The sequence below is a fragment of the Erwinia sp. 009765445 genome, from assembly GCF_058137865.1.
Genome location: NZ_JBYUWC010000015.1, coordinates 1 through 13,847 on the forward strand (window position 1 = coordinate 1; position 13,847 = coordinate 13,847).

Genomic DNA, 13,847 nt, shown 5'->3' on the forward strand with positions numbered 1-13,847 from the left:
GGCGGCGTCAGTCCGGAGGCCTTTGAACTGGCCTCGTCGTGAGGACAGGAAATGTCTACGGTTGTGGGGTCAGTCCACCTAACTATCATCAGAAAGCCGCTTTGTCTCCGTTTCTGCAGAGCAGAATCGGTCTTTATTATTATAAAGGAAGTGAAGCTATGAAGCTTGTGACCGCAGTTGTAGGACCCTTTCGCTCCATTAATGAACCTCAAGAAGTGTCAATTGATTCGCAAGTAACTGTAATCGTCGGAATGAATGAAGCTGGTAAAACTGTTTTCTTGAAAGCCTTGCACAAATCGAACGATGCTTTAGGCAAGGAAAAATTCAATGTGACCGATGACTATCCAAGGAAAGATCTTACTGGTTACAAGCGGCACCATGAAGAAAACCCAGATACAGCCGTCAAACTAACCTACGCGCCAACTGATGCACAGATCAATCAGGTGAATACGCTCTTAGGAACTGAAATCAAAAAAGGTTTTACATTCAGCATTACGAGCAATTATAAAAATGGTGGCACGATTTCTATAAGCGTATTGGATGGCCCGGCATTAAAAAAATTGGCGACCAATTCGAATCTAAGCGACGAAACAAAGGAAGTGCTAAAGACTGCAACTGGTGTTCGGACTGCTTTAACAGAATTGATGGCTGTAAGCACTGTCAACGAAGCTGATAAAATGTTAATCGATTCGTTGACGAAAAGAGTAGCAGCCGCAGACAAGTCTTCAGGCTGGGACCAGATCTGTGGATACGATGCGTACCAGCATTTCAAGGCATTTATACCTAAATTTTTGTATTTCAGTGACTATGATTTATTGCCCGGAAAGCTCAATCTGAATGACTTAAAACAGCGAGTGACAGCTGCAACTGCAGACCCTGCAAATGCGCATAAGCAAATCGAGCCCAAGCATCAGGCTGTTCTCGCACTGCTTCGCATGGCAGAAGTTGATCTAGATGATTTTGACAACGGCACATCCTACGAGGAACTTAAATCTCAAATTGAGGCGGTATCGATAAGCTTGACCGATCAGGTTCTTGAATTTTGGAAGCAAAATGAAGACCTAGAAGTTGAGATAGATATTCGTGCCGACTCTTCAGATGCTAGCCCTTTCAACAATGGGCCGAATATTTATCTCCGCATTAAAAATCGGCGTCACCGTGGTGTATCGACTCCGTTTGACCAGCGCAGCCGTGGCTTTATTTGGTTCTTCAGCTTCTTAGTTTGGTTCGACAGCGTTCAACACCAGATTGATCCAAGTGGGCGGGACTCGGAAAAAAGTCTGATTCTATTACTAGATGAGCCTGCACTTGCATTGCACGCCTTGGCCCAAACCGACTTTCTCAACTACATTGATAATCTTTCAAAAGATCAACAGGTTATATATACAACACACTCACCTTTCATGGTGCACTCAGACAGACTACACCAAGTCAGAGTTGTGGAAGATAAAGCCAAGTTGGGCACAGTTATTTCAGACAACTTATCTGGATCTGATCCACGCACAATATTCCCTCTCCAAGCAGCTCTGGGATGGAATTTGGCCCAAAATCTCTTTGTCACAAAATATAACTTGCTGGTCGAAGGAATATCAGAGCTTTCAATATTACAAGTCATGTCGAAAATTGTAGAGTCAAAAGGTAATGTAGGGCTTACTAATAACGCCACCATTGTTCCGGTAGGGGGATTGAGCAACGTCGCGACCTTCGTCTCGCTCTTGGGTGCAAACGGGCTCAATCTTACAATATTACATGATTACAACGGAAAGCCCGACCAAAAACTTGAATCTTTAATCCAACAAAAATTACTGAAAAAAAAATCGGTATTTAATTTTTCTCAATTTCGCGACATATCTAAGATGGGAGAGGACAGTATTCCTACAGATGTCGAAGACCTAATAGATCCAAATGCCTACTTGAAGCTTTTCTGTGGGGTATACAAAAAAGAGTTGAATGGTATGATTATTGACGATACGAATCTTCCAGCGGGGGATCGCATTGTTCAGCGTATCGAAAAATATCTCTCAAACAACAGCATAAAAATCCGACCATCTGGCGGATATAATCACTATGCCGTCGCTGCCGCTTTCGCGACTAATACACCTGAAAATTTGTCAGAAACCACCATAAAACGATTTACAGGGCTTTTCAAAGAAATTAATAACTCTCTGAAATGATTCACACCTTCACCAGCCGGTACCTTGACTCCGGCTGGGGTTCTTCGACTGACTTATCGCGATTATATTAACAAGTGCTTCGGAGACCATGAGACACAGCGCATATTAATAAGGCGTCTCTGAATTCCTGATCATTCGACTGGCTGCTTTGGGTTGTAAAATCGTAGTGAAGGAGCTTCATATCCGGATTTAAGTTTTCGATCTCTAACTAACAGTTTATATCCCTCAGATCATTATTCGAAAGGACGATAACGGGCTCATTTTTCAGATCCGGACGGCTTTGTTGAATAAATCGAACTTTTGCTCAATCGCAGGATCAGATCACGCATCATCCTGACAACACAGGCAGTCCCATGGCAAAGCAGAAGTTCAGAATTACCAACTGGCCCACCTACAACAAAGCCCTTATCAACCGTGGCTCCATAACCTTCTGGCTGGATGATGAAGCTGTCAGGGCATGGTATGACTCAGCAACGCCCTCATCACGTGGGCGGCCTCAGCGCTATTCCGACCTTGCCATTACGACCGTCCTGGTGATTAAGCGCGTATTCCGGCTCACCCTGCGAACTGCTCAGGGCTTCATTGATTCCATTTTTTCCCTGATGGGCGTTCCGTTACGCTGTCCTGATTACAGCAGCGTCAGTAAACGGGCAAAGTCAGTTAATGTCAGTTTCAAAACGCCAACCCGGGGTGAAATAGCGCATCTGGTTATTGATTCCACGGGACTGAAAGTCTTCGGTGAAGGTGAGTGGAAAATCAAAAAACACGGCAAAGAACGCCGGCGTATCTGGCGAAAACTGCATCTGGCCGCTGACGCGAAAACGCATGAAATCATCTGTGCTGACCTGTCGCTGAACAACGTGACTGATGCAGAGGCCTTCCCGGTTCTAATCCGGCAGACTCATCGAAAAATCAGGTCAGCCGCAGCGGACGGTGCTTACGACACCCGGTTATGTCACGATGAACTACGTCGTAAGAAAATCAGCGCCCTCATCCCTCCGCGAAAGGGAGCGGGTTACTGGCCCGGTGAATACGCAGACCGCAACCGTGCCGTTGCGAATCAGCGTCTGAGCGGGAGCAATGCCCGGTGGAAATGGAGCACAGATTATAACCGTCGCTCTATAGCGGAAACGGCGATGTACAGGGTGAAGCAGCTGTTCGGAGGTTCACTGACGTTGCGTGACTATGATGGTCAGGTAGCAGAGGCTCTGGCCATGGTGCGTGCGCTGAACAAAATGACGAAGGCCGGAATGCCAGAAAGCGTGCGTATCGCCTGAAAAACCAACTCACTACAGACAGGCTCGATCTAAATCTGATTTATGCAACAAAGCCCTCTGGAGCAAACAACAGAGAACCAACGCAGAGAAATCGAAACTGCCGGTTTTGCTGTCAGACCTCAGCGAATAATTGAGGAACACATCAGTGGGTCAGTCGCGGCCAGCGAAAGACCAGGATTTATCAGACTGCTTGATCGCATGGAAAATGGTGATGTACTGATTGTCACCAAACTTGACCGTCTTGGTCGTAATGCGATGGATATAAGAAAAACCGTCGAACAACTTGCAGTGTCTGACATTCGGGTACATTGCTTGGCGTTGGGGGGCGTGGACCTGGCCAGTCCGGCAGGGAAAATGACCATGCAGGTGATTTCAGCCGTGGCTGAGTTTGAGCGAGATTTGCTGCTAGAGCGTACGCACTCTGGTATTGCGCGGGCAAAAGCAGCCGGAAAGCGGTTTGGACGTCCTTCAGTGCTGAATGAAGAACAGAAAATTACGGTGATTGCACGGATTAACTCCGGGATCAGTATCAGCGCCATTGCGCATGAATTTAATACCACCCGACAAACCATACTCAGGGTAAAGGCAGGGCAATAATGACCCTGAGTTCACAGCTGGACGGTCTGTTATGTGCCAGGAGCGGACTTCGCACTTTAAAGATGATTACAGCGGCGCCTTAGACGCCGCCGAAGGATGTTAACGCGTGAGGAAAAGAGCCGAGGTCCAGATACGCGACTGGTCTTTCTGTCTCGCACTAATGAACAGAGCATGCTCAGATTTTGCAGGCAGATTGAGTTCTGAAAGCAGTACATCACCCCGGAGGTCACGCGGTAGCTGCTGTTCTGTCACCAGTTCGATCTCGACCTGCAGCTCAGTACCCGCCAGCGTAAAAGTCTCTTTACCTGATAACAGAAGGGCTTTGCCATCAATCTCAGCGTCAAAAACGGGTGCCCATGAATGAGGTTGAGGCGTAAGCGGATCGCCCACTTTGATGTATCTGCTTATCTCCAAATGTACACGTACCTTTGCCCCATGCAGCCCACCGGTGCTGACAGTTACCGTGTCACTGTCTCCATTGGTGTCCGTCCGCAAGCCAATCTGAGTATGGCTCTCGCGCCACACAGTCTGTTCAGGGTGGTCAGCGCCGGTCAGGGAGAAACCATTGATGGGCATCCCGGCGACGTCAATATGCCCTGTCCAGTACGCACCGCGATAGCGATCTTTGATGCGTGCGCCACTCAGGCGAACACGGAACTGTCGCTGAGAACGGCCCAGTTCCGCGTGCAAATCCCGGTGCCACACCTCTTTTTCACCGTCATAAAGCGTTATAGCTTCCCAGCCGGCATCGCCTAACAGGCGATAGCTCAGCGCATCAACTGAACTGTATGCAACCACGTCACCCATCAGCGCATTGCCGGCCCGCAGTTCGGCATAGCTGCGTTCACCCGTGGTGGCAAACGTGTGGCGGGCACGTAGCGCGGTCGCCACGCCCTTACGGTCAAAACGTTCGGCCAGTACGCCGGTCAGTCCACCACGTGAACCGAATACCGCCGTGGCGGGCACTCCTCCACCGCAGCGTCCCTGGTGCTCATCACTGTTAGCAGTCGCACCCAGCCGGTAACCGCGCTCCAGCGCTTCAGCGTAGACCCAGTGGAACTGTCCCCACGCAGAGCCGACTTCAATCAGTCTCTCCAGTTCAGGATGGTGCCAGTCGAGGTTGCACCGCCGCCCGCCGACGTGCGGGATAAGCAGGTGTTTGTGCGGCTCGCGCGCGTAGGCGGCATAAAGCTCGTCCAGTGGCCACGCCCCCGGTTTGATGGTGCCGGCGGTAAACTCGTTCCACTCGAAAGAGCGTACCAGCCGGCCCTGATTATCAAACGGGAACTGGGGTTCATCATCTTCAAGAAACACCACGTTGTGGTCGCCGCCAGCACAGGTATTGCCGCACCACTCGGTACCGGAATAGCAGACAAAGCTCTCTGGTTGGTTCAACTCATTAATCAGTTTTACCGCCTGTTTCCAGCGCGCTTCTGTAACGTTGAAGTCGTTTGCGGTATATCCCAGAATATCAAGACCGGCGACGTCACGTCCGTAACTCAGGTTATACAGCGTGTCATTGGTCCCGACGGTGTCATCAGAATGCACATGAAGATCGGCATACAGCGGGCGCAGGCCCGTCGCAGTCTCTTCGGCCGTAACCCACGCTTTGCCCTCCAGCGGCGGGAGCGCGTCCAGCGTCGCGCTGACTGACCACTCTCCTGCAGAAAGCTGCAAATCAGCGATACGCGCAATCGCCCAGCCCTGCCCGGCCAGCTGGAAGTCATGGTGCTGCGTTTCCCCTTTAGAGGAGGTCAGTGCCAGCCGTCCTGACAGCGGCAGTTCCCGGCAGGTATTACCCCAACTGTCATCCAGCCGGATGATGGCGGAGAACGGTGTATGAGGAGCCAGTAGCCGGGGGGCAATGACGGAAAGGGACGCCGGGGCACCGGGTACGATATCCAGCAGCGTGTCCCCCGGCACTTCAGCAAATTTTGAGCTGCCCAGCGGGTCGACAAATAGACGGAAACGGAAATCTTTCTCGACAAAACTCTGTACGCGGGTCCCGCCTCCGCCCCGACGGCGGTCGCCGAGACGGATAATGATTTTATCCCCGGGGTTGATGTAGCCATCGACGATATCAATCAGAATCGCCTTCTGGAACGGTCGCTCATGCCCTTTCTGGTCGAAGCGCACTTTCAGGTGCTGCACAGTGGCAGGGCTCTGCCCCGGCAACAGGGGGCCTGCCTGATACTCGGCGCTGACATAGTTCGCAGCAGCGGGGTTGCAGGTCTGAAAGAGCGCCCAGTCCGAGTAAAATTTAAAGGCAAGCTTCAGCCATGCACCATCAGCGAGGCCGCTGGCACCCACGGTATACTCCAGCTGGATCTCTTCCCAGACACCTGCCGTTAGCTGACAGTGTGAACTGGTGACGCTGCCCAGAAACGGGCGAGCTTTATTCTGCTCATATAGGCCTTTGGGGGCGATGTAATCGCCTGCATCACGGATATCAAACTGACTCACATTAACCTCACACAATTATTGGGCACGCCAGCGCTGGTAGCGCTGCTCGATGCGACGAAACACAAGATTTTCCATCAGCCAGGCAATGAGCCCGATCAGGCAGATTCCCAGCAGCACCTGGCTGCTGTTACCCGTCTGGCCGCCCATCGCTACCATCCAGCCAATGCCCTGAGAGGCTCCAAGCATTTCAGCCGCCACCAGTGCGCGCCAAGCCTGGCTGAATCCAATACGCAGCGCAGCAGTGATAAACGGTAATGAGCTCGGCAGATAGATATGAAGCAGTAACTGAGCCGGGCCAGCACCCAGCGTGCGCGCCGCTCTCACTTCCCCGCCGCGAATGCCCCGGATCCCCTCCTGAATGGTCAGACACATCGGGAAAAGCGCGGCAATAACAATCACCACCACGATAGAGACGATGCCCAGACCAAAAATAAGCAGCATAAGCGGTGCCCACGCAATGGGCGGGATGGCCATAAACAGGCTGTTCAGCGGCGTGAGAAAATCCCTGAACCGATCGGACAGCCCGGCGCTGACGCCCAGGATCAGCGCCAGCACTACGGCGATAACGAACCCGGCGAACTCCTCCAGCAGGCTCACCCTAAGCTGAGCCCATATGGAGCCGTCACTGAACCAGCGCACTGCTTCATGCCATACATCCCAGGGTTGCGGCAGCACGTAAGAAGGATAGTGGCTGGCCACAGCCATCCAGACAACCAGCAGAGTGGGCAGCGACGCCCAGCCCCAGTTTGGCGTTAACTTCACTGCGTGATCCCTGCTTTTTTCAGCCACTGCGTATCAACAAATTCATTCAGCGCAGGGGCTTTCTGCATGTAGCCGAGCGACCGGGAATCCTTCGTCAGCTGTTCAAAGAACGCCCCGTCTTTATGCGTCAGTGACACTGACCACTGAATGCGTTTACGCGCCTCTTCTACCACTGCCTCCGGCGGCAGCGTTTTGCCGTCTGCGGTTTTGATGGACTGCAGCTTAAACGCGTTGGCCATAATCCGATCCGCTTCTGCCGGGTGCTGGTTGATGAAATCCACCGCCTTCTGATGGGCGCGGATGAGTTTCACGGCGTCGTCAGGACGGTCCTTTAACGTTTCCGGGAGTGCCATCAGCACATACCACGGATAACCCGGTTGAACCTTATTCACGTCGAGCAGCACTTTTGCATCACCGCGCAGCAGCGCTTCGCTGACAAAAGGCTCCCAGGTAAAGGCAGCATCTACCACACCCTGCTGCAATGCTGCGGGCATGTTTCCGGGTGGCATACTCAGCACCTGCACATCTTTATCTGCGATTAACCCAGCAGGCTGCAGCACGACTCCGCGCAGCAGGACATCCATCCCGCTGCCCTTTTTCACCCCTGCGATACGTTTGCCTTTCAGGTCAGCCAGGGTTGAAATGCCACTTTTTGCCGGAACGATCAGCGCGGCCTGCCCGCTGTTCACTTTGGCAATGATTTGTCCCTTCAGACCGCGAGAGAACCACTGAAACACCGGCGTCGCACCGATGTAAGCTGCATCCAGCTCGTGCGCGGCCAGCGCCTGACTGATAACCGGCCCGTCGCCAAAGGACTTTAGCTCGACGTTTAACCCTTCCTGCTTGTAAAAACCCTCTTTTTCTGCAATCAGCGCCGGTGCGTTTGCCAGCGCATAAACCCAGCCAATGCGCAGCGGCTGTGAGTCCGATGCGTCAGCCGCGTTAAATAAAACCCCTGATATCAGCACAGCAAGAAATGATTTACCCATTTGGCGTTCCGTTTTATTAGAGTGAGTGACTGTGGGACTGCTGCATCACGTCTGTAATACGCTTCAGTAATTCATTGCGATATGCAGCAAAAGCCGGAAGCTGCCGCGTCTCCAGATTGCTGCGCGGACGCGGCAGAGAAATGGTGAGTTCGCTGTGCACCCCGCCCGGAGCACGATTCAGGACGATGACGCGATCGGCCAGGAAGACGGCTTCTTCAATGTCGTGCGTGATAAATACGGTGGTCTGGCCGATGGCAGACCATAGGCGCAACGTCTCTTCGTTCATATCACCGCGGGTGATGGCATCAAGGGCAGCGAACGGCTCATCCATCAGCAATACGTCAGGCTCCAGTGCCAGCGCACGCGCCAGCGACACGCGCTGCTGCATTCCCCCGGACATCTGATGTGGAAACTGCTGGGCGGCATGCGCCAGCCCCACCCGCTGCAGATAAGACAGCGCGCGTTCACGCTGAGAAGCGACGTCCTCGCGTTTCTGCATACGCAGGCCGAACCGGACGTTCTCCAGCACGCTCAGCCAGCCAAAGAGTTGCGGCTGCTGAAACACGTAACCCAGCTGGTTGTTCTCTGGCGTGGTCCGCTGCCCATCAATTTTAACGGTCCCCTCTTCAGGCTCGGTGAATCCCGCCAGCAGGTTAAGCAGGGTGCTCTTGCCGCAGCCGGAAGGCCCCAGCAGCACGACAAATTCGCCCTGCCGTGCATGGAAACTGAAATTGCGAAACACCGGTGCGCTGCCGGGGTAACGAAAAGTGATATTGTCTACCGCCAGTGCGGGTGACGCAGAAGTTGTCATGCTGGACATCACGTGTAAGTAAATTGAGATATGGTTATAATACGTATTAATACAAGCTGGTCTAAGATCGCTTCTGACTAAACTAGATCCGAACGGAATACGAGAGACGGAACCTGAATGACATTAGTGCGTGAAAACATGACATCGTTGTACCGGCAGATTGCCGATACGCTGCAGCAGGAAATTGCCGCCGGCCACTATCAGCCAAGCGGAAAGCTGCCCTCTGAATCTGCGCTGGAAGCGCGCTTTTCCGTCAGCAGGGTCACGGTCCGGCTTGCGCTTAAGTCTCTCACTGAGCGGGGTATTGTTGAGCGTAAACAGGGGAAAGGCACCTACGTGTCAGGCAAAAAAGTAGCGCACGGTATCAATGTTATGCGCAGCTTTCATGAGTCCCTTAAGCAGCAGGGGCTGAACGCGAGTATGCGCCTGCTGGCTAAAGAGCAGATCCCCACACCCGAGCCGTTACTCACCCTGTTTGAGATGGCCCGGTCTCTGACCTTTATCTCACGGTTGCATCTGGTGGATAACGAGCCGATTGCCGTGTGTTACAGCCATTTTCTGGCTTTCCCTCATGCGCTTAGCTGGGAAGAGACGGAGCAGGAACCCACCTGGGCTTTGCTGGAAAAAGCCACCCAGAGTGCGATAAGCCGTTCTGATATCGCCATCCGTTTGGACTTTGCCGATAAGGCACTTGCCGAAGTGCTGGGCATCGCTAAAAACTCGCCGCTCTTCCTTCTAGAGAGGACATCCTGGTTTGAAAACGGTCAGTGTGCGGAAAACTCTCGCTTCTTCATTCGCCCTGAACGTTACGAATTTACATTGAGCAATGGATGAAAATTTGCAGGCCTGTACGGTAACCGCCGGAATCTCTATCAGAACACGTAAAGTTAAAATCCTATGTCGGCGCCATTGTAAATACGTGACCGGGGCCAAATATGGTCTGCTGTTCGCTCAAAGCTGCTTAAAAAACAGGCCTAACGTAGGATATTTGCCGTTTTCCATGCGGACCCCTATCATGTGGACCAGCTCAATTCCTCCCAGGAGACACTGCGCACGCCGGAACGATTTGAATCCCAGCATAGCTCGTGTCCGTCGTTTGATATTTCGGTGATCCTGCTCAATCAGGTTATTCAGATACTTGTTCTGCCTGATGGTGATGATTTCTTCTTCTGATTTACCGGCATTGAGTGTGGCCAGTGCCGCCGTATTGGCGCCACTTTTATCGATGGTCACCACCTCAGGTTCGCCATGCCGGCGAATGGCTTTGCGGAAGAAGCGCAGGGCCGCAGCGGCATCCCGTTTAGCCGTCAGCCAAAAGTCGATGGTCTGACCTTCAGTATCGACCGCCCGGTACAGATATTTCCACCGTCCCCTGACCCTGATGTAGGTTTCATCCATTCGCCACCGGCGGCCCACGGCACGTTTATGCCGGCGGAACGCCGTATCCAGCAGTGGTACCAGCCGGATGACCCAGCGGTGAAGCGTGGAATGGTCGACGGTGATACCGCGCTCAGCCATCATCTCTTCCAGGTTGCGCAGGCTCAGGGAATAAGCCAGATACCAGCGGACACACTGAGCGATAACATCAGCGGGGTAATGCAGGCGTTTGAAGGCTTTTCGGGTCAGGGACATGGGCAGGAAACATCACAAAAAAACAGCATGTTACCTGACGCAGCCTTAATGCGACAGAACCGTGTGCCGGGGTGGCGCAGAACACCAGAGGCTGAGTGCCGACGCGGTGCTTACCGGTGCCACGGCTCCGGCCTTATCCGGCCAGCCCTGCCCTGCCGGACAGGGAGATTAATGGTGAATCTGCGCCAGGTCATCGTCGGACAGCCCGGTCATTTGCATTACCGAGCTGCGATCGATGCCGTTCTGCAGCATGGTACGGGCAACCTGAAGTTTGCCTTCAAGCATTCCTTCCTGCCGTCCTTTTTCAATACCGCGCTGTTCACCCAGCTGAATCCCCTTCTCGATGCCCTTCTGTTCAAGCTGTTGTGCGATCGTCATCAGTTCTTCCTCATGTTGCGGGACCCGGAGCGCCAGCTCACGTACAAACGCCTGCGCATCCGACGACTCTCCTGCCTGTAGAATATAGTGTACCAGCGAAATGACCTGTGGCGAAGACAGACTGCCGGCCAGCAGGATAGTGGCCAGCCTGTCCGTCAGCTCTGCCAGATCCCGCTGGCGGATATGTTTCTGCAGCAGGGTCAGCGCGGCCATACTGCGGTGGTTCATTATTTCATCGTCGGGAATGACCGTCACGTCAACCAGCGGAAAATTGCCGGTATACAGCTTCGCGGCCAGCGCCTGATCGTCAAATTCCTGCATCCAGTTGGTGGAATAGGGATACGGGCTGCGTCTGCCGGTATAGAACAGCACCGGAATGACCAGCGGCAGATTTTTGTGACCGGCATCAAGATGACGCTGCATGGCAGCCACCGCGTACCGGATGAGCCGGAAAGCCATGTGCCGATCAGGACTCGACTGGTGCTCGATGAGCACATGCACGTAGCCGTCATCCCCGGCGGTGGTTTTCAGGCTGTAGAGCACGTCGCTGAAATACTGGCGGAGATCATCCTCGACAAAGGAGCCGGACTCCAGCTTCAGCGTGCTGAGGTTACAGATAGCGCGCAGCTCTGCCGGAAGATGGAGTTCCATAAAGTCGCGGGCAATATCGGGCTGGGTCAGAAACTGCCTGAATGCGGCATCATGGGGCGTCGGGTTATTTTTCATGGGACTATCGTAGCACGATCGGTCACTGTCTCACTATTGCTGCTCAGGGGCTTAACCCGTTCACCGGGCAGGATGGCTTCGGGATGCTGCAGGCGCCATGCTTTTAATATCCGGTAAACACTGGCCTTGCCTATGCCCAGCTGGCCGGCAACTGCTTCGCGGGTTAATCCGGCCATGGTGAGCTCAATGACCTGCTGCGTTTTTGCCTGAGCGGTGGGTTTTCTTCCTTTATATGCGCCTCTGGCTTTCGCCCGGATAATTCCTTCCCGTTGCCGTTCCTGACGCAGGCGGGTTTCGAATTCGGCGAAGACGCCCAGCATATCCAGAAAAGCCTTGCCGGAAGCGGAGGATGTATCAATGGCCTGCTCAGTGGCCCTGAGTTTGATATTTTGCCCTTCGAGCTCGTGTACCAGATTTTGCAGGTCGCGCAGGCTTCGTGACAGCCGGTCAATACGGGTGATCACCAGCGTATCTCCCTCCCGTAAGTAATCCAGGCATTCATCGAGCGCCTGACGCCCTTCCTTTTTTGTGCCGGTTATTTTTTCAGCGAAAATTTTCCGACAGCCAGTGGCAGTCAAAACTGCGATCTGGTGCGTCAGATCCTGATCGGTCGTCGATACACGAGCGTAACCCACGAGAGCCATGTGTCTTAATCTCAATAGCAATTAAAAGATGAGAGTGTTAACTATCAAATTGTCTGAATGAAGTCCAGTGATACCATATTTGCATCTGTTCGTGTTGCTATCATAAGGGTATAACCTTTTGAGACTTCCAGCGAAGCCAGCCCGGAGGTGAGAAAACGGCTGAGATCGAGGTTGCCGTCGTAAGGGATATAGATCGGCACGCCGTCGTAGTAAATGGGGACCTGTTTGCTGTCGAAGCCCCTGACGCGAACCAGCATTTCATTGCGGTTGCCAGACTTGTCCAGCGTGACGCCGGGCACGGTAGCCAGCGCTTCAGCGGCATCGTGTTTTTCAAGCTGGTTAAAGGTGTCCGGCGTAAGGATATCGCGGCTGGCAGCGACCGGGCTGGACCAGACCTGAAGGGGCTGTTCTTCTGCCTGGAGCTGCCCGGTGATGGCCAGTGTGGCAGCCAGTGAAAGAGTGAGAGGTCTTATTTTCATGATCATTTCCCTGATCTGGTGATAAAGCAGTGCCGCCACGCCCGTGGCAGCCTTACGAAGCCTTTAGTCGTCCATAGGGCTGATAACCACTGAAATATCCGCTGGTTGGGCGTAATAAGGTGCCGAGGTCACCAGCAGCGCAATGCCGGTGCGGGCAAAATCTTCAACGGTGGCGAGAGTGATCCCTCCGGCCACCGACAGCCGACATTCGGGGGCCAGTTGTGCAGCTATCGCCTGCACCTGCAACACTTCCGCCGGGGTGAATTTATCCAGTTGCAGAACATCCGGCCGTGCTTTCAGCGCCGCTTCTGCCTCCTGCAGGTTATTCGCTTCAACGACGATTGCTTTTTCCGGAGCCTCCCGCCGCAGAGTGGCTATCATCGCTTTCCAGTCCTGAGGATCGCGGCAAAAGCGGCGGTGGCTGGCAAAAAGTAATACTGTTTCGGCACATCCCGCACGATGAATGATGCCACCGCCGTTTAACACGGCCTGCATGGCGAGCAATTTCGTTCCGGGGATAGTTTTGCGGGTGCAGGCGATATGCCCTTCCGGCACGACTGCCTCATTCGCTGCTGCATCTGATAAACGTAGTCAGCCACGCCGCAGCTCCACTCCAGCATGTTCTGCACCGCTTTCCATCCCTGATGGAGTGCCTGCGCCGGGACGGTTGCTGTCAGCAGAAGTCCTCCCAAAGCCACCACTTCTCCATCGCGGACGGCGAAATCGATCTGCAGATCCAGTCGCTTCAGCATTCGCCGCGCGCACTCCAGCCCGCTTACGCAGCCGCCCTGCCGGTGTGAAAACACCATCTGTCCGGACCGGGATCCAAAACCCAGCGTGCGCGTGGTCAGGTCACCCCCCTGAATATCCTCCAGCAGCCACCGTTCGAGCAGGCTGTCCGGTATGTAGATCATC

Annotated in this window: 12 protein-coding genes and 1 pseudogene; 4 read left to right on the forward strand and 9 right to left on the reverse strand. The window is 53.6% G+C overall.

Going from position 1 to position 13,847, the window contains the following annotated elements; all coding sequences use genetic code 11:
- Positions 1-158 precede the first annotated feature (158 nt).
- The 3 genes from AC3Y5R_RS16600 to AC3Y5R_RS16610 all read left to right on the forward strand — a co-directional run bounded on the left by AC3Y5R_RS16600 (position 159) and on the right by AC3Y5R_RS16610 (position 4,048).
- The gene (locus AC3Y5R_RS16600; RefSeq protein ID WP_489922240.1) at positions 159-2,174 is read left to right on the forward strand and encodes an AAA family ATPase; all 2,016 of its coding nucleotides are present in this window, start codon (positions 159-161) and stop codon (positions 2,172-2,174) included.
- 353 nt (positions 2,175-2,527) lie between these two features.
- Positions 2,528-3,451 (forward strand): IS5 family transposase, encoded by a 924-nt coding sequence (locus AC3Y5R_RS16605; protein WP_489922241.1) that lies wholly within the window; start codon positions 2,528-2,530, stop codon positions 3,449-3,451.
- Between the two features lie 42 nt (positions 3,452-3,493).
- A complete protein-coding gene (locus AC3Y5R_RS16610) occupies positions 3,494-4,048 on the forward strand; it encodes a recombinase family protein (RefSeq protein ID WP_489922242.1) in 555 nt (184 codons plus the stop codon).
- Positions 4,049-4,147: 99 nt separating this feature from the next.
- On the opposite strand, the gene AC3Y5R_RS16615 is transcribed toward AC3Y5R_RS16610, so the two are convergent.
- Genes AC3Y5R_RS16615 through AC3Y5R_RS16630 form a run of 4 tightly spaced genes read right to left on the reverse strand, consistent with a single transcriptional unit; the run spans position 4,148 to position 9,073 of the window.
- Entirely contained in the window at positions 4,148-6,511 is a 2,364-nt protein-coding gene (locus AC3Y5R_RS16615) for a CehA/McbA family metallohydrolase domain-containing protein (RefSeq protein ID WP_489922243.1), read from the reverse strand.
- Positions 6,512-6,526: 15 nt separating this feature from the next.
- Positions 6,527-7,273 carry an ABC transporter permease gene (locus AC3Y5R_RS16620; RefSeq protein WP_455813095.1) on the reverse strand — a complete coding sequence of 249 codons (747 nt, stop codon included), beginning with the start codon at positions 7,271-7,273 and terminating at the stop codon, positions 6,527-6,529.
- Positions 7,270-8,262, reverse strand: coding sequence for an ABC transporter substrate-binding protein (locus AC3Y5R_RS16625; RefSeq protein ID WP_455813096.1), 993 nt, complete (start codon positions 8,260-8,262; stop codon positions 7,270-7,272). Before AC3Y5R_RS16625 ends, AC3Y5R_RS16620 begins: the two co-directional genes overlap by 4 nt.
- A gap of 16 nt (positions 8,263-8,278) precedes the next feature.
- The gene (locus tag AC3Y5R_RS16630; RefSeq protein ID WP_455813097.1) at positions 8,279-9,073 is read right to left on the reverse strand and encodes an ABC transporter ATP-binding protein; all 795 of its coding nucleotides are present in this window, start codon (positions 9,071-9,073) and stop codon (positions 8,279-8,281) included.
- A gap of 117 nt (positions 9,074-9,190) precedes the next feature.
- Between AC3Y5R_RS16630 and AC3Y5R_RS16635 the strand changes: the two genes are divergently transcribed.
- Positions 9,191-9,907 carry a GntR family transcriptional regulator gene (locus AC3Y5R_RS16635; protein ID WP_455813098.1) on the forward strand — a complete coding sequence of 239 codons (717 nt, stop codon included), beginning with the start codon at positions 9,191-9,193 and terminating at the stop codon, positions 9,905-9,907.
- 117 nt (positions 9,908-10,024) lie between these two features.
- On the opposite strand, the gene AC3Y5R_RS16640 is transcribed toward AC3Y5R_RS16635, so the two are convergent.
- The 5 genes and pseudogenes from AC3Y5R_RS16640 to modD form a co-directional block, all read right to left on the reverse strand.
- Positions 10,025-10,705 (reverse strand): IS6 family transposase, encoded by a 681-nt coding sequence (locus tag AC3Y5R_RS16640; protein WP_489922244.1) that lies wholly within the window; start codon positions 10,703-10,705, stop codon positions 10,025-10,027.
- Positions 10,706-10,873: 168 nt separating this feature from the next.
- On the reverse strand, positions 10,874-11,809 hold the full coding sequence (locus AC3Y5R_RS16645; RefSeq protein WP_489922245.1) for an Rpn family recombination-promoting nuclease/putative transposase: 936 nt from the start codon (positions 11,807-11,809) through the stop codon (positions 10,874-10,876).
- A complete protein-coding gene (locus tag AC3Y5R_RS16650) occupies positions 11,806-12,453 on the reverse strand; it encodes a recombinase family protein (protein WP_489922246.1) in 648 nt (215 codons plus the stop codon). The genes AC3Y5R_RS16645 and AC3Y5R_RS16650 overlap by 4 nt, the downstream gene beginning before the upstream one ends.
- Before the next feature lie 44 nt (positions 12,454-12,497).
- Entirely contained in the window at positions 12,498-12,932 is a 435-nt protein-coding gene (locus AC3Y5R_RS16655) for a Plug domain-containing protein (protein ID WP_489922247.1), read from the reverse strand.
- Between the two features lie 63 nt (positions 12,933-12,995).
- A pseudogene (modD, locus tag AC3Y5R_RS16660) lies at positions 12,996-13,846 on the reverse strand (ModD protein).
- Position 13,847: the final 1 nt, after the last annotated feature.